General features: G+C 34.4%; 22 protein-coding genes, 1 tRNA gene and 2 pseudogenes. 13 read left to right on the top strand and 12 right to left on the bottom strand.

The annotated features are described in order from the left end of the window. Positions 1 to 192 precede the first annotated feature (192 nt). Together AC3ISE_RS15460 and AC3ISE_RS15455 are read right to left on the bottom strand one after the other, a co-directional pair. Positions 193 to 366, bottom strand: a complete 174-nt coding sequence (locus AC3ISE_RS15460; RefSeq protein ID WP_223436693.1) for a DUF2759 domain-containing protein — start codon at positions 364 to 366, stop codon at positions 193 to 195. Between the two features lie 83 nt (positions 367 to 449). Further along, positions 450 to 914, bottom strand: a complete 465-nt coding sequence (locus AC3ISE_RS15455; RefSeq protein ID WP_489221668.1) for a hypothetical protein — start codon at positions 912 to 914, stop codon at positions 450 to 452. An 83-nt stretch (positions 915 to 997) separates the two neighbouring features. On the opposite strand from AC3ISE_RS15455, the gene AC3ISE_RS15450 reads away from it, so the two are divergent. Both AC3ISE_RS15450 and AC3ISE_RS15445 read left to right on the top strand, forming a co-directional pair. Then, entirely contained in the window at positions 998 to 1,630 is a 633-nt protein-coding gene (locus tag AC3ISE_RS15450) for an MBL fold metallo-hydrolase (RefSeq protein WP_489221667.1), read from the top strand. Beyond that, positions 1,620 to 2,729: a class I SAM-dependent methyltransferase gene (locus AC3ISE_RS15445; protein ID WP_489221666.1), complete on the top strand. Its 1,110-nt coding sequence runs from the start codon at positions 1,620 to 1,622 to the stop codon at positions 2,727 to 2,729. The genes AC3ISE_RS15450 and AC3ISE_RS15445 overlap by 11 nt, the downstream gene beginning before the upstream one ends. A gap of 41 nt (positions 2,730 to 2,770) precedes the next feature. Here AC3ISE_RS15445 and AC3ISE_RS15440 read toward each other — a convergent pair whose 3' ends face one another. Then, entirely contained in the window at positions 2,771 to 3,016 is a 246-nt protein-coding gene (locus tag AC3ISE_RS15440; RefSeq protein ID WP_070876617.1) for a DUF2626 domain-containing protein, read from the bottom strand. Positions 3,017 to 3,286: 270 nt separating this feature from the next. Here AC3ISE_RS15440 and AC3ISE_RS15435 point away from each other — a divergent pair, with 270 nt between their 5' ends. Together AC3ISE_RS15435 and AC3ISE_RS15430 are read left to right on the top strand one after the other, a co-directional pair. Next, positions 3,287 to 3,667: a Spx/MgsR family RNA polymerase-binding regulatory protein gene (locus AC3ISE_RS15435; protein WP_070876618.1), complete on the top strand. Its 381-nt coding sequence runs from the start codon at positions 3,287 to 3,289 to the stop codon at positions 3,665 to 3,667. Positions 3,668 to 3,854: 187 nt separating this feature from the next. Then, complete coding sequence (locus AC3ISE_RS15430; RefSeq protein WP_070876619.1) at positions 3,855 to 4,103, top strand: hypothetical protein; 249 nt, start codon at positions 3,855 to 3,857, stop codon at positions 4,101 to 4,103. Positions 4,104 to 4,146: 43 nt separating this feature from the next. Here the strand turns inward: AC3ISE_RS15430 and AC3ISE_RS15425 are convergent. Next, positions 4,147 to 4,218, bottom strand: a tRNA-Gln gene (locus tag AC3ISE_RS15425). 196 nt (positions 4,219 to 4,414) lie between these two features. Between AC3ISE_RS15425 and comGA the strand changes: the two are divergent. The 3 genes and pseudogenes from comGA to AC3ISE_RS15410 form a co-directional block, all read left to right on the top strand. Continuing rightward, positions 4,415 to 5,483, top strand: a pseudogene (gene comGA / locus AC3ISE_RS15420) (competence type IV pilus ATPase ComGA). Further along, positions 5,473 to 6,507 carry a competence type IV pilus assembly protein ComGB gene (comGB, locus tag AC3ISE_RS15415; protein WP_489221665.1) on the top strand — a complete coding sequence of 345 codons (1,035 nt, stop codon included), beginning with the start codon at positions 5,473 to 5,475 and terminating at the stop codon, positions 6,505 to 6,507. Before comGA ends, comGB begins: the two are co-directional and overlap by 11 nt. Before the next feature lie 245 nt (positions 6,508 to 6,752). Then, positions 6,753 to 6,845, top strand: a pseudogene (locus AC3ISE_RS15410) (prepilin-type N-terminal cleavage/methylation domain-containing protein); the annotation flags it as partial. A 664-nt stretch (positions 6,846 to 7,509) separates the two neighbouring features. On the opposite strand, the gene AC3ISE_RS15405 reads toward AC3ISE_RS15410, so the two are convergent. Continuing rightward, complete coding sequence (locus AC3ISE_RS15405; protein WP_489221664.1) at positions 7,510 to 7,839, bottom strand: helix-turn-helix domain-containing protein; 330 nt, start codon at positions 7,837 to 7,839, stop codon at positions 7,510 to 7,512. Between the two features lie 293 nt (positions 7,840 to 8,132). Here AC3ISE_RS15405 and AC3ISE_RS15400 point away from each other — a divergent pair, with 293 nt between their 5' ends. The 5 genes from AC3ISE_RS15400 (at position 8,133) to AC3ISE_RS15380 (ending at position 12,816) form a co-directional block, all read left to right on the top strand. Then, positions 8,133 to 9,332 carry a hypothetical protein gene (locus tag AC3ISE_RS15400; protein ID WP_489221663.1) on the top strand — a complete coding sequence of 400 codons (1,200 nt, stop codon included), beginning with the start codon at positions 8,133 to 8,135 and terminating at the stop codon, positions 9,330 to 9,332. Then, entirely contained in the window at positions 9,322 to 10,926 is a 1,605-nt protein-coding gene (locus tag AC3ISE_RS15395; RefSeq protein WP_489221662.1) for a hypothetical protein, read from the top strand. The genes AC3ISE_RS15400 and AC3ISE_RS15395 overlap by 11 nt, the downstream gene beginning before the upstream one ends. Before the next feature lie 418 nt (positions 10,927 to 11,344). After that, positions 11,345 to 12,283 (top strand): hypothetical protein, encoded by a 939-nt coding sequence (locus AC3ISE_RS15390; RefSeq protein ID WP_489221661.1) that lies wholly within the window; start codon positions 11,345 to 11,347, stop codon positions 12,281 to 12,283. Between the two features lie 55 nt (positions 12,284 to 12,338). After that, the gene (locus AC3ISE_RS15385) at positions 12,339 to 12,554 is read left to right on the top strand and encodes a hypothetical protein (protein ID WP_489221660.1); all 216 of its coding nucleotides are present in this window, start codon (positions 12,339 to 12,341) and stop codon (positions 12,552 to 12,554) included. 82 nt (positions 12,555 to 12,636) lie between these two features. After that, positions 12,637 to 12,816 (top strand): hypothetical protein, encoded by a 180-nt coding sequence (locus tag AC3ISE_RS15380; RefSeq protein ID WP_489221659.1) that lies wholly within the window; start codon positions 12,637 to 12,639, stop codon positions 12,814 to 12,816. A gap of 146 nt (positions 12,817 to 12,962) precedes the next feature. On the opposite strand, the gene AC3ISE_RS15375 is transcribed toward AC3ISE_RS15380, so the two are convergent. Then, on the bottom strand, positions 12,963 to 14,525 hold the full coding sequence (locus AC3ISE_RS15375) for a restriction endonuclease (protein ID WP_489221658.1): 1,563 nt from the start codon (positions 14,523 to 14,525) through the stop codon (positions 12,963 to 12,965). A gap of 298 nt (positions 14,526 to 14,823) precedes the next feature. On the opposite strand from AC3ISE_RS15375, the gene AC3ISE_RS15370 reads away from it, so the two are divergent. Continuing rightward, the gene (locus AC3ISE_RS15370) at positions 14,824 to 15,393 is read left to right on the top strand and encodes a hypothetical protein (RefSeq protein ID WP_489221657.1); all 570 of its coding nucleotides are present in this window, start codon (positions 14,824 to 14,826) and stop codon (positions 15,391 to 15,393) included. 710 nt (positions 15,394 to 16,103) lie between these two features. Here AC3ISE_RS15370 and AC3ISE_RS15365 read toward each other — a convergent pair. The 6 genes from AC3ISE_RS15365 to AC3ISE_RS15340 all read right to left on the bottom strand — a co-directional run bounded on the left by AC3ISE_RS15365 (position 16,104) and on the right by AC3ISE_RS15340 (position 19,257). Continuing rightward, positions 16,104 to 16,265, bottom strand: a complete 162-nt coding sequence (locus AC3ISE_RS15365; RefSeq protein ID WP_489221656.1) for a hypothetical protein — start codon at positions 16,263 to 16,265, stop codon at positions 16,104 to 16,106. A gap of 115 nt (positions 16,266 to 16,380) precedes the next feature. After that, complete coding sequence (locus tag AC3ISE_RS15360; protein ID WP_489221655.1) at positions 16,381 to 16,983, bottom strand: hypothetical protein; 603 nt, start codon at positions 16,981 to 16,983, stop codon at positions 16,381 to 16,383. A gap of 36 nt (positions 16,984 to 17,019) precedes the next feature. Then, positions 17,020 to 17,334, bottom strand: a complete 315-nt coding sequence (locus AC3ISE_RS15355; protein WP_251625688.1) for a hypothetical protein — start codon at positions 17,332 to 17,334, stop codon at positions 17,020 to 17,022. Between the two features lie 282 nt (positions 17,335 to 17,616). After that, positions 17,617 to 18,024: a hypothetical protein gene (locus AC3ISE_RS15350; protein ID WP_251626619.1), complete on the bottom strand. Its 408-nt coding sequence runs from the start codon at positions 18,022 to 18,024 to the stop codon at positions 17,617 to 17,619. A 613-nt stretch (positions 18,025 to 18,637) separates the two neighbouring features. Continuing rightward, positions 18,638 to 18,865 carry a hypothetical protein gene (locus AC3ISE_RS15345; RefSeq protein WP_251626618.1) on the bottom strand — a complete coding sequence of 76 codons (228 nt, stop codon included), beginning with the start codon at positions 18,863 to 18,865 and terminating at the stop codon, positions 18,638 to 18,640. Positions 18,866 to 18,960: 95 nt separating this feature from the next. After that, entirely contained in the window at positions 18,961 to 19,257 is a 297-nt protein-coding gene (locus AC3ISE_RS15340) for a hypothetical protein (RefSeq protein WP_251626617.1), read from the bottom strand. Positions 19,258 to 19,464 lie beyond the last annotated feature (207 nt).

The raw sequence follows: 19,464 nt of genomic DNA, 5'->3' as shown, positions 1-19,464 counted from the left end.
CTTGCGCAGACTGACTCGAGCCGCTTTTTGTCGATTAAGAGATAAGAAAGTATAAAATTTTGCGCTTGGATGGTGAGCGGAATCGCTCAGGCTTCTCGGACAGAAAGGATCCGCAAGTATTGGCAAACAGCGCCTTTTCTGCCGGATCCTTAATTGTCTGCCTGTGCTAAACGGGCACTTGCGCTTTTCTTATTAATGCGCAGTAGGAAATCCATGATGGATGATAGTCATGACAGTGAACCATCCAAATACTGCAAGAGTACCTCCGGCAAAGACGATGCCAAGTACGTTTTTGCCTTTAAACGAGCGGTAAAGTCCGTATACAGACAGTAATGTAACTAGAGCGAATATAATAACTAATCCCATTTTGAAGCCCCCTGACGTATGTAAGTCTTTTTTTTATGGTGAAATGTAATCAGAATGAAAAACAAAATATTCCTTTTAATATTTTAAACGTTTTCATTCTTTTTGTCGAGGTCGAAATCAACCGTTACTTCATATGATTGAGCAATTTTTTGAACAAGCTCAGAGTCGTGGCTGCCGGCATAAAACGTCTGATCACTGACAGCAAGTAAATGTTCTTCAATTTGCAGGATGCACATTTTCGTCTGAGTGAATTCAGTTGATTTAAGCTGAAAATGACAAACCATTTCTTTGAATAGGTAGTGATTGCCTGTCTCTGAAATCATTCCATAGTCAGTATAAGAGCTGTATATCTCTGTTGGATGCAGCTTTATTAATTCGTGCATTTCCTCATAGATGTTTTTGGAGATAAATTGATTTCTTAATAGGATTGCCTGCTTGTAACAATCTGTTATCAGTATACTGCCGTCTGAATCACAGTATTCATAGTCGGCAATTATGTCTTTAACATCTGCCTCTGAATGAAATTCGACTCCGTAATACACTTTCACCCCGCATTTCACTCCCTAATTATTTAGTTCAACATAAGTTTAGTGTAAAATAGAAAGAAAAATCATGCAATCGGGGTGTTTATATGAAATGGGAGCAGATGCCTTTAGGCCCACTCCAAACGAATTGTTATCTAATATCGAATGCTATGAAAGAATGTCTTGTCATCGATCCTGGAAGTGAAGGCAGAAAGTTAATTCAGCATATTCAAAAAAGAGGATTGAAGCCAATCGCGATTTTGCTGACACACGCACACTTTGACCACATTGGAGCTGTAGATGAAATACGGGATCAATTTAAGATATCAGTATACATACACCGTCTAGAAAAAAAATGGCTTTCTAATCCAGCAATGAACGGATCAATTGCATTTATGTCACAGACCATATCTGCGCGTGAAGCAGATCACTTAATTGATCAGGAAGACACACTCACATTGGGCTCTTTTTCCTGTCAAATATACGAAACACCTGGACATTCACCAGGCAGCATTTCATTTTATTTTAAAGAAGGCGGCTTTGTTGTTTCAGGGGATGCTTTATTTGCAGGCAGTATCGGCAGAACTGATTTGCCGCAGGGTGATCACGGTCAGTTAATTAAAAGCATTCATCAAAAGCTGCTTACTCTTCCAGAGGATACAATTGTTCTGCCTGGACACGGACAAGATACGACAATCGAAATCGAAATGGAAAGCAATCCATATTTAAATGGTTTTTAAAGAAAAGATGATTCAGCCTGTTATTGACTTTATTAATAAACAAGGCGGAGCGATCACATACTCAGAATACATGAATCTTGTCCTCTATCATCCAGAGCTCGGGTATTATTCAAAAAGGGAAAAGAAAATCGGCAAAGATGGGGATTTTTATACGTCCAGCAATGTTTCTGATGTCTTTGCAAAAGTATTTGCCAATCTGTTTGCAAAGCTCGTTAAAAGCGGGGCTGCAGAGCCGTTCTTTTGTGAGCTGGGAGGGGGAACAGGAAGATTTCTTTCAGCTATGCTCCGTGAATGGGAAGAGATATCTCCCGAGACATTCAAGGTACTGACCGTATATTCTGTTGAAAAAAGCGGATTTCACAGAGAACTTCAATCAGCCAGTGTTAAGCTGAACCGTCATACATCTATATCTACCATAGATGATCTCCCAAAACCTTACAGCGGCATATTGTTTTCAAATGAACTGTTCGATGCCTTTCCTGTAGAGGTCATAGAAAAAAATAATAACCAATTGTTTGAAGTGTGTATTTCCTTTAATCAAGAAAATGAGCTTGTTGAAAAACGTGTTCCTTTAAAAAATGATAAAATAAAAGAGTACTTAAATTGGCAGAGAATCAACCTTTGTGAAGGACAGCGATATGAGATTCCGCTCGCCATGCTCGAATATTTAGAAAAGATAAATGCCTTAACTCATCAGGCAGTCATTGTTACAATTGACTATGGATATACAAATAAAGAATGGCAGCATCCAGCCAGATATGAAGGAAGTATGCGGGGGTACTTGAGGCATAGAATGATGACTCCGCTTGCGAACCCTTTTGAAATGGATCTGACTGCGCACATCCACTTTGATGCAATTGAGAAAAGAGCAATGGAGTTTGGCTGGAATTTGCTGAAAAGCGAAAGGCAGGATCTATTTTTGGCGAACTCAGGAATTCTCTCATACCTTATGGAAAATGGAGATCTAAATCCTTTTGGGGAAGCGGCCAAACAAAATAGAGCGATCAGAAGTTTAATTATGCCGGAGGGGATGAGTTCTTCTTTTCAAGTATATATACATGAAAAGGGAACAAACCTACGTGAAAAAGATATCTATTAAAAAAAGGTGAGCTGCCACTGGCAGCTCACCTTTTTAATTTATTAATGTCCGCCCTGTCCAGGCACCATCATAAATGTTGTCCAATATGTAAAGCCTACGAAGAAAACGGTTAAATATGCTCCAAAAATGTAAATATACATGCGTTCAGATAATTTTAAATAAGATAAAAGCACGAAAAATCCAGTCTGTCCGAAGAATAATAATGAAGTCGTTTTCATATCTCCCAAATAAAACATGACAGCAAAGATGCCAGTCCAAAAGCCTAATACTCGGAACATGCGATCCATATGTCAATCCCTCCTTTGTTTAGTCCCTAAGTCCATCACTTTTTTTATTATAATGTACGTCCAATACCATTGTAAATAGCGTTTACATTCTAGAAGTGCCATTTATGTAACAAAGTGTAAACTTTTTATAAAAAAAAGATGGTTATTCCAAGGTTTATTGCTGTACAAAAGTTAAACAAATACTGTACAATGAAATTAGAAAGTAAGAATTGCTGCCGGATGAGCGTTATTTTTAAACAAACCTTATACAAGAATGGGAGATGAAGAACAATGAACGAGTTACTTTTTTATAGTTATCCAAGCTGCACATCGTGCAGGAAAACTAAGCATTGGCTAAAAGCGCACAATATCGAATTCAGTGAAAAGCATTTGTTTCGTGAAACTCCTTCTTATACAGAACTCCAGAAAATTCTTCAGCTTACAACAGATGGCATGGATGAGATTTTAGCTACCCGCAGCCAAACGTATAAAGATTTAAATTTAAATATTGATGATCTTCCTTTATCAGATGTCATTAAACTTATTATTGATGAGCCAAAGCTTTTAAGAAGACCGATTATAACAGATGGAAAAAAGCTGGTCGTTGGTTATAATCCCCAAGCTCTGACAAAACTTGCAAAGAAGAAGGAAGTTCATAAATCTGTATCATAATTTATAAAGAACGATTCGTTCTTTATAGGAAACGAAAAAGTGAGAATAAGTGAGTATTCGTAAGAAATATCAAGTAAATATAATATATATTAAGAAATCAACCATTTTTAGCCATTTTCAATCCGCCATTTTCTTTGTATAGTGAATACAAATAGTTCATTATAAAGAACGAAAAGGTGGAGCTAAAATGACAGAAATTCAATTCTTTTTAGAGGGCATCGGCAATAGGAATGTAGCAACCGACTATTCAAGTCCAAATTATATTTCCAATGAAATAAGCATTGAGAAAGCCTCAAAGGATTTCGCTAAAAAAAACAAACTTAAATACATCGATCATGAAATTCTAAACAGCGGTTACCGGGTATATTATATGAAACCGTCATTGCTTAAATCCAAGCGCAAGCCGTACATTTATTACGCCAAAAGAGAAGCATAAAAAAACCCTGCGGACATTCGCAGGGTTTTTCGCGCTTAATAAACTGGGCTAGCTGGATTCGAACCAGCGCATGACGGAGTCAAAGTCCGTTGCCTTACCGCTTGGCTATAGCCCAAAGAAAATCTCTATTCATTATTGACTGAACAAGCAAAATTATACAGTAAGCCGTGAAATCTTTATTTTTTCTGGGAGATAATGAAATTATCAGACGGGAAAACGACTAAAATGGATGAAAAAACTGCATTTTAAGGATGTGCATTTTGAACGGAAAACAAGTATGCTTTGTTAAATTGATCAGAAAGGAGGATGTCATGAATTCAATCGAATTATTAAGTGAAAGAATTGTGGAAGAAGCGTGTTCATTACATGCATCAGATATCCATTTTGTCCCGAGAGAAAAGGATGCCGTTATTCAATATCGTATAGATGATGACCTTATCGAAAAGCGCTCCATCAGAAAAGAGGTATGTGAACGGATTATCGCACACTTTAAATTTTTGGCCTCTATGGATAATTGGAGAAAGAAGAAGGCCGCAAAATGGGGCCTTGGCCCTTTCAAATGAAACCATTGATGTTCAGCTGCGTCTGTCAACACTTCCAACAATCTTTGAAGAAAGTCTTGTGATCCGCATACTTCCAAATGAAGTTATTCCCTCACTGGCGCATCTTTCTCTGTTTCCCCACACAGCAAATAAACTTCTCTCCTTTATTAACCACTCTCATGGTCTGATGGTATTTACCGGACCAACTGGCTCAGGTAAAACCACCACTCTTTATTCTCTGATTCATTATGCAAAAAAACATTTTAACCGCAGCATTATTACCCTTGAAGATCCTGTAGAAACAAAAAGCTCTGAAGTTTTGCAGGTACAAGTTAATGAAAAAGCCGGAATTACTTATGCCGTTGGATTAAAAGCTATTCTAAGGCATGATCCTGACATTATCATGGTAGGTGAAATCAGGGACAGGGAAACAGCTCAAATTGCCGTCAGAGCAGCGCTGACAGGACACTTAGTATTATCAACGATGCATACTAGAGATGCAAAAGGAGCTATTTACAGAATGCTGGAGTTTGATGTCAGTTTATCTGAGATTGAACAAACCTTTATAGCAGTTGTGGCACAAAGGCTTGTAGCGGTAAAATGCCCATTTTGCACGAATGTTTGTTCTCCGCACTGCAAAAAAATGAGAAAGTCCAGACGGCTTGGAATTTTCGAGATGCTTTATGGGAAAAATCTCACTCTCGCATTAAAGGAAGCCAGGGGGGAAGAAGTAGATTGTGACTATACAACCTTAAAAGATGTGATTAAAAAAGGAATCGCTTTAGGTTATTTATCTAATCAGACTATGAATAAGTGGATCTATCAGTATGAAGATTAAAAAAAAATGGCTGATAAAAGATCAGGCATTGTTCTTAAATAGACTCAGCGATCTTTTAGAAAAAGGATATACACTCAATGAAGCAATGATATTCACATCGATTGATTTAAATGAGGAAAAAAAACAAGCTGTTTTCTTTTGCCTGCAGGAATTATCCAAAGGAGTTCCTGTCCGAACAGCTTTTGAAAAGCTGAGCTTTCACACTGAAGTGCTAAGTTACTTGTATTTTGCAGAACGGCATGGAGATCTTGAAATGGCTCTTAGAGAAGGGGGAGAAATGCTCAGCCGCAAACTTGTTCAGCATGAAAAAATGAAGAAAGTTCTGCAATATCCTCTTTTCCTCTTTTTCACAATCGGCATTCTTCTGTATATTTCCCAGTCAGTTATCGCTCCGCAGTTTCAGCAAATCTATCATTCCATGAATATAAAGCCAAGTATATTGACTGAAATTCTATTTATAATTTTTGAGGGAACAAAGATTTTTATTGTATTAATTCTCTTTCTTTTTATATTAGGCAGCATTTTTTACATCAGTTATTTAAAAAAGCTGCCTCCTCAGGAAAAAATGAGATTTGCGATAAAAATTCCGCTCTGGAAGAAATTTGTGATCCTTATTAATAGCTACTACTTTTCCCTGCAATTAAGCAATTTACTGAAAGGCGGCTTATCTATATATGAAAGCCTGACGGTTTTTGAAAATCAAAATTTGCTCCCTTTTTACAGGGATGAAGCTTCATGGTTTATTGAACATTTAAAGAAAGGAGAGCGATTTGAGGGTTTAGTGGAACGAAACTCATTTTATGAAAGCGAAATGACACAAGTAATTGGGCACGGACAAGCAAATGGGAATTTAGCGAGGGAGCTCTATACTTACAGTCAATTTGTTCTTGAGCGCCTTGAAGGCAAATTAATGAAATGGATCATGATGATCCAGCCCGCGGCTTATTTGGCTGTGGGAGTGACGGTTTTATTGATGTATTTATCAATGATTTTGCCAATGTATCACATGATGGAAGCTTTATAAAAAGACTCTTTTCGTAAATATTGTTGCTATTAGACTAAATGTTAAAAAACTTGAGTGGATTGCAGCGGAAGGAACTTGACTCCTGCGGGAAATAGAGCAAAATGGGAGACCCCACAGGCAACGCCGAGGAGGCTCCCATGCTCCCCGCGGAAAGCAAGTTCCTGGAGCGGAAAGAAACGGACAACATTTATCATGAAAAGCAACAATCTATGCGAAAACAGCCAATAAAAAAGAGGAGGACCACCATGGTTAAAAATGAGAAAGGGTTTACTTTAATAGAGATGCTGATCGTCTTGCTTGTCATTTCTGTCCTGCTTTTGATTACTATTCCGATGATAGTGATTAATAAACCTATAAAATGACAAATAAAGATGTAAAATGACATATAAACGAATAAAATGAAAATTAAACAAGGAAAATCTGTGTATATAATTCATAATAAAATAAACCAAGGAATTCCTAAAATATATATTCAGGGAGATTTTTGCATGGATACAAGATGTCCACAATGTAGAAGGAAATTTCAATTTCGTGATCATGTCCATTTAACTCAGGACAACGTATTAATGCATACTGACTGTTACAAAGGAAGTCCAAACAATATAAAACACACAGGAACTTTTCAAGATATTATTGGAATGTATTCGTTTTTTTATAGTTCTATAGTGCATTAATAAAGTATCAAAAGTATCTAAAAAAGAGTCAGCTTATAACTAAGAAAATCAATGGTAACTGATTCTTCTTTTCATTAATTTTTTGTTATTTCAAGAATGGTAAAGATTATTCAAATTAGACCAATGAAAACTGCACTTCTAATAAAATTCGATGTTTTTTCAGAAACTGAAAACTTCTGAAAAAGACCAGAAATAGTGACTATAACAAAATGAAAATAGAGAAATCCTAAGTTTCTGAATACTTTTCCGTTTTAATTGAATCTTAAGGTTCCTATATTGTAAATAACCAACCCTCAATTATCATTTTATTGGAATGTATTTTAAGCTGTTACTTAATTAAACTTAGTGCATGTTCCATGATTTTTATTATGTGGTTCGTTTTTTCAGGGTGTGTTTTGCAAGTTTCAATTAATTGTTTAGTAAGTTCCCTTATACGAACGTCTTCTATATCTATGACTGACATGTCATTTTCTATGGGGAATAATCCTAAATCATCCTGCAGTTTCTGCAATAAAGTTAGATGAATAGTATCGGTTTTCCCTGTCTCTAAATTGCTAAGGTATGCTGGAGAGACATCTAATTTTTGTGCATAGGAGTTAAGACTAAAACCTTTTTTTGATCGAATGTATCTGAGTCGAGCACCTAGATCTGATATCATTAAGACCCTCCTACATGTTATAGACTATTATATTTTATTCTATAAAAGTTAAAATTTTTCCTTTAATAGTTTTCTCTATGGAAAAATAAAAGTGGAACATGTTTCAAATTGATAAACTTAGTAATCAATCAAAATAGCTTTTGTGATGTTTTATATATTAACCGATTTGATATGTTGACCAATTTTATAGGGTAAATCAAGCAGAATATGGCTACTATAAAATAAGACTTGTTTTTTTATGTGGTATTTTCTAGTAGTATAGAATTAATAGTCTATTTTTAGGAGGTTCTTCTGTGGCAGAAGCTGTTGAAAAAGTTGTATCAATTGAACCAGATTTAGTAATTAAGAAACCTGTAAAAAATGAATTATCTTCATTATTGCGTTCTCACCCTAAAGGGAGTCGGTCAGAGCTTCTTGAAAAGAAGTATGGAATAAAGTTGAAAATGACCGCTACTTTAGATGCAATCAGTAAACAGATTGAAAAACATGAAAACTCAAAGGAGATTATTAGCGACCTTGTGGAAATCAAGGAATGTGCAAGTAAGGTTCACCATGAGAACTTTATTGAACTCTGTAGGAAATATGGCATGGAAAACTTGGATTACCAAGTTCCCGTCAAAGAGGCAGTAACACGTTGTCTGATTGAGATGCCTGAGCAATTCAAAACGATAGAAGTTTTGGCTACAGTAAATGCCCAAAGAAACTTCGAAGTGTTAAAAGGGAAAGACATTGAGGATGAAGTGCAACTTCAAGAGGGGCATGGTGAACAGTTAAAAGAAGTCATGCAGTCATATCTTGAGCAGGAGCGTCAGTATATTGTCAACATAGAACAAGTGGGCTTCGAGGTAATATTAACAGCTCACATCGAACAGCGAAGGAGGACGATTACCACAATATCAAGCGGATCTTCTATCACTGATATTACAGTTACCCCTGCATCAAAAGTTGTAGCAAAGTATGACACAAAAACAAATAAAATCCACATGAGAGGCGGTAATCAAAAAAAGTTAAAAGATTGCATATTACAAACGATGGGTCAAGTACTTTTTAGCGATAACAACCACTTCTATACTGAACAAAATAAAAGCTATTCTCTAGAAAGTCTTGTTTCAGAGGGATACGAGATGAATATCGATGAAGAGCTTCAAGAAAAAGTTGCTTCTGCACGCATTGTGGAGCAAACCATCATAGTACCCCATCAAAATGAAAGTGTCATTCTTACTGTAAAGTCTAGAGATACAGAACAATTTTTAATATACCTGTCAAATGGGGAATTAGATCTGTCAAAACAGAAAAGGAAAAGTGTGACTATTGATATTGTCTTAAAAGATAAAATGGCGGCTTCGCAAAAAGAAGAAGGGGACAAAGTTATCTCAATTCCCAAAACTGTTCGAGTCACAGTTACAGATGATAGCAAGATTTCCTATAATCCTAAATATAACGCAATAGTCGCCACTTGCTTGGCAAAATGGGGGATTAAACTTGGAGTATAAAGACAAAACAGGTTTAGAACACTATTTCAGTCTATCCCGCTTTCACCCTTTTAAAAATGTGACTCACCAGGAATTATTAAATTCTCCAAGTGGTTCTGAAAAGTGGTTTGTTAAAAAAACTAAGGAGACACTGGTTTGCTCTAGATGTATTGGAAGAACATGTCATGTTTCTTTTCACCACTCTCAACCTTTTATTCTGTGTCCTGAAGGTGAGCCTGAAATCATTGAAGTGGATGACAACAATCGTTACAGTTATGAGTTTGACAGGACTAGATTATACGATTTCCTAAAAGAACCTCTATCTTTGGCATATCACGAACCAAAAGAGTATGGAAAGCTGGCTTTGTTAGGAGAAAATAGCTATAAAAATATTGATTGGCTGGTTGGTTTCGTCCCAACCTATTCCATCACAAACAGTATTTATGATTGTTTAGCAGGATTAAAAGAAAACCAGAAAAACGTCTTACTTATTCTTACAGATGATCTATCTTCGATGGATTCTTCCACTCTCGGTTTACTTTCTACACATGGGATTTTTGTTGCTTCATGGGATTCGCCATTGGAGAATGCGTTGTCTGAATTATATGATGATCAGAAAGCTAACTTATTTGTTCGAGAAACATTTCGTAAGATGAAACAAGAGACAGAAACAGAGCTTGAAATTTCTGCTTTAGAAAGAACAGCTACACATGCAGACGGTGACGGTTTTGAGGAAGAGGTTTATAAAGTCATTAGAAGGTTTTTTCAGACAGTCGTACCATTTGGAGGCCAATATAAAGGGTTTGCTGTACCAGATGGACTCATCACACAAGGAAAACACACCCCATTTCCTGTTTTGTTTTATGATTGCAAGTCATTTAAATCTGAAGAATACAAGCATAAACCCCAAATACCTATGCAACTGTCTTATTACGAAACGTTCCTCCAAGACTTTTATCGGGACAACCAAGTGGAGAATTCTGGATTTATTATCTTCTCGAGTTCATTTCCTGAAGAGGTTAAACAGCAAATTACTGGGTCTGCACAGTGGAAAACTGTCTTTCAAAGCAGCAAGCTGTTCTTTATTAGCGTAAGCGTATTGGAAAGAATAAAAAGAATTTTAGATTTGTTTGAGACAAACGGTAATTTTCTTTCTGAAGATTTCTTTCATTTATGCTTTAAACAAAAAACATCTCTGATCAGGCAGCCTAAAGCTCGTACCTATTATGAAAAGATTTTTGAACATAATGTTCATTTCAATTATTACTTTTTAAGTGAAGATCAAGTTGAGGTAGCCTTAGTTGTCTCGTTTCTAAATTATGTATCGTCAAATAATCAGATGGAAGGCTTAAGCCGCTCATTGAAAGAAGTATTGGAAAATGCTTTACATGAGAATCTGAAGAGAAAAGTTGAGAAACCCACAATGTTTTATTTATATGAGGTTTTTATGGGGAATCTAGAACAACTTAGAGCAGAACTGCATCCAATGTCCACTTTCTTGATTTTAATGAAACAGGAAGAAGAACTTTACAAGATTCTCGGTGAAAGTAAATTTAATCAGTTAAAAGACGATGTAATTAATCAATTAGAGTCATTGGAAGTTCAAATAAAATAAATATTCTGGTCACCTGAAATCTAACCATTTACTCGAATAAAAATCGTATTCCATTTATGATTTAAACCCTTATCAGCTACATGAGAATTCTGACTAAGCACTCTATTTAAATAGTAGACTGGTTTTACGGGGTGTAATTCGATTGGAAAACTTCTTAGGTTTTGCTTTATATATCTATGTAATTTTTCTTTATTATGAAATTCGCAATGTACCTTTTAATTCATCATATACAATCACTTTTGAAATTGATCAGAATACGAAAGAAAATAAAAAATAATTACAAAAAAAAAACTATGCCAAATAATATAGATTTGGTATAGGTTTATATATACAGTTCTGCTCTTTTTCCTAATCATTCTGAGGATAAAAAAGATCATATTTTCTTGGTTCTTACTCTATTAATTTCATTGGAGGTCACATGAAACAAAGTTCTAGTTCGAAAGGAATAAAGATTTTTTATGCAGTATTAGTAGTAGCGGTTATATTATTAGCTATTTGGGAAATTCCATCTCAAGATAAAGAAAATATAAGTAACAGTGATACCAAATTAACAACTTCAGGTACAAGTCCTGACTCTAAAATCAGCAATAAAACTGGTAAAGATAAAAGCAACTGGACTGATTTAGTTATAAAACCAATCGTAGAAAACCCAATAAATCAGGTTATTTTTAAAATTTTGTTTTATCTTATTGTGTTAGTTAGTTTATTTTTAATTATTCCTGCAGGTTTAGCTACTTTAAAAAGATTCAAGTTGTTTAATTTTGAATTTGAATTAGTAGAGAAGGAGCAAGTACAGAATACAATAGTTGATTTAGTTAATATTTATGAGGGTAAAGCTAATTACATAAAAGAATTAACAAAAGTTGAAACTTATCAAACTATCGTAGATAGCTTTGTAAGTAGTACTGGTAAAGTGGATTTTTTTGCAGCACTAAGTTGGTTTTTAAGTGATATGAAACTGAATTATAAAGAAAACTTCGATAAAAATATTAATTGGGTATTATTAGAAGTTGATTCCAATGACAAATTTAAAATTATTGAAAAAGATAGTAGTGGAAAGTTTAATTTGAACAAAAAAGGTAATCATTTAATGAAGAAGAGTATATCAGAGGAAAAAATTCAAGCATTAATAGATGAGAGTAGGTTTTTTACTACACATTATTTAATGTTACCTTTTAAACAAGATGGAAAAAATTATGTTATAGTTGTTTTCGATTATCAAGTAGGGTTTGATGCATTGGATGAGTCAATTTTAGAAGGTTTATATAGAATCATTCGCTTAAGTACTGACGGTATTGAATATTCGATCTTATCAAAGAAATTTTTTCAAATTCTTAGGACAAATAGTCTTATATAAGTAGTTGTGCTTAATTAAAGAATTAATTATAATGAAATTAAAGGGGGTAAGCAATATGCCTCAAAAGAAAATTAAATTATCAGACCATGAACTTAATTTGTTAAAAGAGCTTGAAGACATTATTATAAAAGAAAATGGGGATCTTTTATTTGTGCAAGTAAAGAGCAGTGAAACGATGACTACGCATAAAAAAAGACGGAATTTAAGAACTAGAAAGACGAAAAAAAATAGTCCATCGATTAGGGCTGCATACTCTAAATTAGGAATTTGACCATATCTCATAGGGGATATGGTTTTTTAGTTAAATAAAATTAATGTAAGGTACATAAAATATAAATGGAGGTGATAAATCCGTGAGTCTTAAAGATGTTATGGAAGAGTACTTCAACGGTGTAAAAAGGGAGCATAAATTAAAAGCAAAAAATTTAATCAAACATCCAAACTGTATGGAAGATGTAAGGAAGAAAGCAATAGCTTTTCCTATAATTAATAGAATGATCACTGACTACTATCGAAATCAATTTAGACCATAAGAGAACCTGTTAATTTTGCTCTAGATCAATGTATTAAAACCCGTTAAATTAAACGGGTTTTTCTCTATTAAAGAAAATGCTACTGCATCTAATGCAGAGTTTTCCCTCCTAAAACGGAACCCCTAGCATTCAGGCGATTAAAGGAATTATTCTGTCGCTATTTTAACTGCGTATCCATGCTCTTGGAATAAATGAACCAAATATGAACCATCAATTAAGGTAATGGGCTTATCCTTAACAAATTTGTGACTGTCATTTCCATAATAGCTTGTGGTGACCAAGAAGCCTTTTACCGCTCCTTCATTAATCATCGTTCCATATAGGTCACGTACTGCAGATACAGGAACAACTTTGTTATATCGTTTAGCTTGGATGACAAATGTACCGCCACGAATAGGATCAGGATCATAGATCACGACATCCACGCCTCCATCTCGGCTGGCCTTTGTAGTCCTCACTTCACTGCCATTATTGGAAAACATTCGTTCAAACAATCCGCGTACAAGGTGTTCAAAGTCTTCCCACGGCATTTTAGCAATATTAGGAATGTTTTCTACCTCCACTAAAATGTCTCTGGATTCAACAAATCTTTTCTCGTTCATCGTGAACTGCATGTAAGGTTTGACAGGTGCCACATTTTTTAAAGCACCAATTGATAGACCGTTTAGTTTTCTAAAGCACTCTTTTGGATCCACTTTTTCTAGATTAAGGCGTTGGTATTCCTCTTTTGATACATGTAATGTAAGAATACATGAAGTATATTCTTGACCAGTAGAGAGGCTTGTCCCATGTATCCACCCATTAAACACGATTGAATTAAGACATTGGTTTGCATCAGAACTAAATATCTCATGCAGGGTTTTCAATGTAAGTTGGTAGATAACAGAATCATAAAAAAGGTCCAACTCTTTTTGATTCATGTGCTTTTCAACTATATCTTTCCGAGTTTTAACATATTTCACGTCTATTGCTTTAGGTATCTCGCTTTGTTTAGGAAGAATGTAATCAACAACCATAATTTTGGTGTCATTCACATAATTGATTTCAAAATTACGTTCAAAACCTATAGGAGCGGGGGAATTCATCAGCACGATTGAAAAATAGTCGCAAATAGCTTTAGGATCTTCATTTTTTAAACCATCCTTTATCCCTTGTATATATTGATTGTGACTGTTTTTACTTGCTTCAAATAACCGCTTTTCTCGAAGATACTCTTGGTAAGACTTATCCTTCTCAGATTTGTGAAATTGGTAATCCGATTCAAATTCTGTTTTGGCTGCTTCCTCAAACTTCAATCTCGATTTCTTCATAAACGGAAGTATTTCTTCCCAAAAAGAAGGGGAGGGTACATTGTGTTTTATGAAATAATCATCAAGTTGAGGCGGCGATTCTTTGTATGTAAAAGGAGGCATTTCTTCTTTTTTCATGAGGTGATTCCAATTGATTGAATGAGTTTTTTCCGCCGAATGGAGGAGCATATTTTTATATTCATAAAGTGTTTGTTGTACTTCTCTCAATAAACCCTCGGCTCGCATCAATTCTCGCTCTTCGATGGATTTATTTTTTATTTTCTGTACTTGAGAATCCCATCTCGCTTTTTGATCATTTATTTTCTTTTCCATTTCTGTCCAGGTTTTTGCAGTAAGTTTTTTGCTAATCCCTAGACGAGTGTTGAAAATTGTTTTTTCATAAGGATTCTTTGTTGCCAATTCCATAGCCTCCATCTTTTATCTAGTTTGAATACATTCTAAAGCACACGATTTAAAAATACAAATTATGGTATAAAGATAATGAACATTAGGCACAAACTGTATAGCGAGGTGAAATCATATGTGCGGAAAAGAGAAAGGGTCCGAACAGAACGCCTGGTTTCAGGAGACAGTAAGAGTAGTGGATGCGGGAAATATGAAGTGCGAAGCGAAAAGAAAATGAATTACTCCGATTATTTGGCGGTCAAGAAAGCTACCGTGCATGAATGAGGTAAAGCAAAGAAAAGGGGGAGTTTAATTGAAAAAAAGGTTCGTATTATTTAGTTTTATAAGCATGTTTATTTTACTTACAGCCTGCACGTCTAAACCGCCTGTTGAGCTAATTCGTTCAACGATTGATCTGAAAAATGATAAGCATCACCTTGGCTCAATGACGATCATGACTGGAGAAAGAGAAGGCGAAGAAGTTGTTCCAACAGCTCTTTATTATTCCATTACCCTTAAAAATACCAGCTGGAAGAAACTTGGGGAAGAAGATCCTGAGGAACAGGTTTCGATCAAAATCATTCCTAGTGAAGAGTTGATTAACGCTTCGAAAAACATTGTCGGGTTTAATATTTTCAATTCTGATGAATATGTGGACTCAGGTGTCGGTTTCGGAGTGTCTTCTGATGGGATCATCCCAAAAGGAAGAACGGGACAGTATGATATGTATTACGATTTGGGAGTAGAGGATGCTAACCAATCTGAATTTAAGGTAGCTCCTTCAAAGGAAGCGTTGGAAGAATTATTGAAAGTCTCCTCACACGCAACAGTCGTAGTCTATGAAGGGAAAAAGGAAGTAGCTCGATTCGATTTGAGTAAGTAAGTTTCATTCCCACATTGCTAAAAACAAACGCATTTGGCATAAATGCGTTTTTGTGTGTGTTTTATTAAATGTCCACCAAAAGAGAACCCGTTAATTGCTAGTAAATAATCTATTTTTATTCCATTACAATCAAATATTCTATTTAAGCCGCTTCTATTAATCCTGCCAATTTGAAGTTATTCGTTAATAATTGTATGGTGGTTTTTTATTATTGCTAAAGTTATAAGAAACATAAGTAAATCCATAACAGATTAGAATCAGCGTATCACTTGGATAAGTGAAGTACTTAGGTCTACTTATCTTTAATGACATAAATGGGTAATGAATACACTATTCTTGCTAAACTAAAGTGTTAGTTAGTTTGTAAAGACGCCTTAAAGAAACACATTAAGATGGGTTCTGTTTTAATGCAAATACAAAACAGCACCCTTAATAGAATACGTAAACTTTAAAATACACATCATTAATGACGTGTATTTTAAAGTTAAACATAGATTTGAATTGATACGGCTATTCAATTAACGCCCCCTTAGTTGAATAAGATTGTTTCATTTTACCCTGTCCTTTGGAAATCCCTTGGCCCATTTGAAGGTTTTTTACTTGTCAGGTATAAATATGATCCTATATTCTGAACCCAATTTTTCTTTCAACTTTTCAGTTAGGTTTTGCCCGATTGCATTATGTTCATTAGTTGAGATTTTCTTATATTGTTATATCCATTGAAATAAGTCATTTTTAAAATTATCTTTCAAAGGAAATTCATCAATATCAAGATTCCATCCACATATGGTGCACCAAATTGGATCAGCCCCATAATCCGCTTCAAGTTTAAATGAATACGTAAATTTGCATTTACAAATATTTTTTAACATCAAAAGCCAGCTCCCGAAAATAAAGTCCTCAATATAAAAAAGCGATCACACTATGCAGCAATCGCCCCCTTTAATTGAAGATCACATTACAAACCTTAGAGACTATATAAATGTATTACTTCACAAGGCTTCTGATATATTCAATTCTCCAGCTTATAGCCTCGTCGTTGAATCCTTTTGACTTAATCATTGCAAATTGATAATCGTATCCGATCATTTCCGATGTTTTATAAGTGAGGAAAATTCTTTCTCCTTCAATTTTAAACTCCTCAAGATCAAGCACTGAATTAGGACGCCATTCTATGGCTCGATTTCTAAATGAAACACTGCAAGGGCAATTTCCTTTAATTGTGCCGAAGTCTGTGTACAATGAGTATGCAAAAAAATCTATCGCCTTGCTAAATGATTCTTCACCTTTATATACTTCGACTATACGTACTGCTTCTAGGAAATCTTTGTACGAAACTGGTGATTTGATACTTTCAATTTCTTTTTCGAGTTTGGAAATATTGCTTTTCAATCGTTCATTTTCATTCATTGTCTCTTCAGTCTGATTTAAACGCTTTGCTTTATCCTGTTTAAAAACTGAGACCTGTTCTGAGAGTTTGTCCTTTTCATTTTGAAGTTCCTCTGCAACATTATCCATTCTTAAGTTATCGGTAATAATCATTGCGAGAAGAATTAAAAATACAATGAATACATAAGTTCTTTTTCTCATAAGCGTTCGCCACCTCATTCTTTAATTCATTAAAATCTAGTAAAGAAAATAATAAATAATAAAATAGCTTATAAAAAACAATATGGAGCCAACTAGAAAGGGATTAATGATTAAGTAACTTTCTTCTCGTTTAATTTGATAACTTCCTGCCATTGCATTGAAAACGGAGTATTCAGAATTACTTGACAGAAATCCCCCAGAAGAACTGAGCAAGAAAGCGAGGAAAACAAATAAAGATGAACCAAAGAACATAGTCTCTGGAAAACGGGTATTAAAAGTAAAAATGATAGCAGTAATTAATATAGATTCAATTACCACTGTTAATAAGATTAATAAAATATACTTCTTCATAATTTCACCCCCGTTATATATATGACTTAATATACGAAATTAAATGATAAATGTTTCATTTTTCTGATAATTATAATGATTAAAGTTCGTTAATTACTCTTCTGGTATAATTTCATATCAAAAAAGGCTGCAATTAATGTTGCACGCCCATTTAATTATGCTTCTCCTATATTTCTGTTTATTCAACAATCCTGCCCTTTACTTCAATAAGAAGAGGCGACACTCTTTGTTAAGCAATCGCCCCCGATTGTTGAAAAACATTTTAAAATTTGAAGTGCATTATCATTTCTCAAATCTAACTAACGTTTTTGTTGGGATTTCAATCTGATCAATGTCAAAACTATTGATTTTCAAAGTTAACTCTCCTTCTCTCTTGTCAGCTTCTTCACCCACCCAGCAGCTAAACAGCTCAAAAAAATCGTCCTTTATAAGATGACCGTCCATAATCCTGCACAATTCTGTTAGCTTTTTTTTGGAGTCTTCACGCGTTTCTGCATCCAGATGTTCCGTAATTTCAATCCCCCAATGACTTGATACTTCATATACAAAAGGAGTAGAAAATTGATATTCCTTTACATCTTTTCGCATTTCTTCATCTGAAAAGCAGTTACCAATTACAATCAAATCCTCTGAGCTTTCATCACTCGTTGGAATTTTTACATTACTGCCAATATAACTTGCTAAACTCATTTTTTCATCACCACTTTAAATTAAATGTTTTCTACTAGAATCCATCAAAGAAACTGATATGCAAATAGGGCTATGCTATGCTGCAATCGCCCGATTGTGGGAATAAATCCTTATTTATATTAACAGTAATACAATTGGACCATTTTTATAATTCATAAAGGAAAATGAATTATAAATGCAGAATTCATCATACAATAATTTACAATTCAATAAAGTCATAAAAAGATTAACATATTAAAGCAGGAAGGAGTGGAACTAATTGAATAAACAGTCTAAAAAATTACTCATTATCGCTGCGTCTGTAATCTTTCTTGTCTTAGGATTTATTGGAGTTGCTACTTTCTTCTCTACATAACATTATTGTTTTACAAACTTGTTCTTCGTAAGGTTTACTAGTAAAATTCAAATGCTGGTTACTCGTAATTTAAAAAGTCTCGTTCCCATTCTAAAGGGATCCGTTTTAGAGTGCAAAACACAGAATAGCAGCCTAATTAGCAATACAATTAGCATAACTTAACGAGAAAAGACTCGTCATAATTTTATGATGAGTCTTTGTTTCGTATATGCAACTGGAAGCTGTTATTCCGATAAAGCCCCCTTATACGGTTTAAAATTATTTCTTATTAAATCGTAAATAAACAAAGACAAGTATGATAGCAATTATCGAAATTATTATTGAGTACTCTACTATCATAAAGAAAAAATCTGGATAAGAAGTTACTTCAGATGAACCCATACCGTTTACATCTTCTGTAAACTTTGTTCTATTTAAGAATACTAACAGCAATGAAAAAGAAGTTATAAATGAATAAATAGCAGTTTTAACTAAAATTTTCTCCAAAATAAATTCCTCCATCTATATAATGACATTGAATTGAATTATTAAACAACAATTCTTCACTTCACTTCACTTCAATAAGAAGTTGCGATAACTTTTTAAGCGATAGGCCTATGACTGAATCCAGGTTCACCTAGAAAATAGGCAAAGATAGTGAACAATATGATAATCGATGCAAATAATACCATCCCTAAACCGATTGAGAAAACATAGTTTGGCTTATTTATTTTCAGTAATGGGATACCGCAAAGCAAGCTTGTAATTCCAAATATTAAACAGGAAGTAGCAGCTAAAACAGGAGGCAAAACAGAAAGCAATGAACTGATAAACAGTAATATGAAAAACAGTTGCAATGTAAAACCAACCCACATAAACGAATTGTATTTAACGGTCATTAAGTTCTCCCCTTTTTTCAATTCTTTTATTCAACAATCCTGCCCTTTAACGAAATATCCTTATATAGACTTTAACATAAATACCCAGTTTCCTGTTGTAGAAGAATCAAAACAGTTTTCAAATGCAGAGAAAAGAGTCTGTCGTTATTTCATCATGAATTTTCAGTTGAAGTTATCTTGTATAATATGACTTAATGGTATCAGCAA

The organism is Metabacillus sp. KH_069, assembly GCF_057838075.1.
Note: the sequence above shows the minus strand (reverse complement) of the source record. Positions and strands in the feature narration are given on the sequence as shown.

Bases quoted from the DNA above. Each gene is read 5' to 3' on its own strand.
- AC3ISE_RS15390 (WP_489221661.1), top strand. From the start codon at position 11,345: ATGAAACAAAGTTCTAGTTCGAAAGGAATAAAGATTTTTTATGCAGTA.
- AC3ISE_RS15360 (WP_489221655.1), bottom strand. From the start codon at position 16,983: ATGAGAAAAAGAACTTATGTATTCATTGTATTTTTAATTCTTCTCGCA.
- AC3ISE_RS15460 (WP_223436693.1), bottom strand. From the start codon at position 366: ATGGGATTAGTTATTATATTCGCTCTAGTTACATTACTGTCTGTATAC.
- AC3ISE_RS15430 (WP_070876619.1), top strand. From the start codon at position 3,855: ATGACAGAAATTCAATTCTTTTTAGAGGGCATCGGCAATAGGAATGTA.
- AC3ISE_RS15440 (WP_070876617.1), bottom strand. From the start codon at position 3,016: ATGGATCGCATGTTCCGAGTATTAGGCTTTTGGACTGGCATCTTTGCT.
- AC3ISE_RS15450 (WP_489221667.1), top strand. From the start codon at position 998: ATGAAATGGGAGCAGATGCCTTTAGGCCCACTCCAAACGAATTGTTAT.
- AC3ISE_RS15435 (WP_070876618.1), top strand. From the start codon at position 3,287: ATGAACGAGTTACTTTTTTATAGTTATCCAAGCTGCACATCGTGCAGG.
- AC3ISE_RS15340 (WP_251626617.1), bottom strand. From the start codon at position 19,257: ATGACCGTTAAATACAATTCGTTTATGTGGGTTGGTTTTACATTGCAA.
- AC3ISE_RS15350 (WP_251626619.1), bottom strand. From the start codon at position 18,024: ATGAGTTTAGCAAGTTATATTGGCAGTAATGTAAAAATTCCAACGAGT.
- AC3ISE_RS15355 (WP_251625688.1), bottom strand. From the start codon at position 17,334: ATGAAGAAGTATATTTTATTAATCTTATTAACAGTGGTAATTGAATCT.
- AC3ISE_RS15405 (WP_489221664.1), bottom strand. From the start codon at position 7,839: ATGATATCAGATCTAGGTGCTCGACTCAGATACATTCGATCAAAAAAA.
- AC3ISE_RS15385 (WP_489221660.1), top strand. From the start codon at position 12,339: ATGCCTCAAAAGAAAATTAAATTATCAGACCATGAACTTAATTTGTTA.
- comGB (WP_489221665.1), top strand. From the start codon at position 5,473: ATGAAGATTAAAAAAAAATGGCTGATAAAAGATCAGGCATTGTTCTTA.
- AC3ISE_RS15445 (WP_489221666.1), top strand. From the start codon at position 1,620: ATGGTTTTTAAAGAAAAGATGATTCAGCCTGTTATTGACTTTATTAAT.
- AC3ISE_RS15365 (WP_489221656.1), bottom strand. From the start codon at position 16,265: ATGTTAAAAAATATTTGTAAATGCAAATTTACGTATTCATTTAAACTT.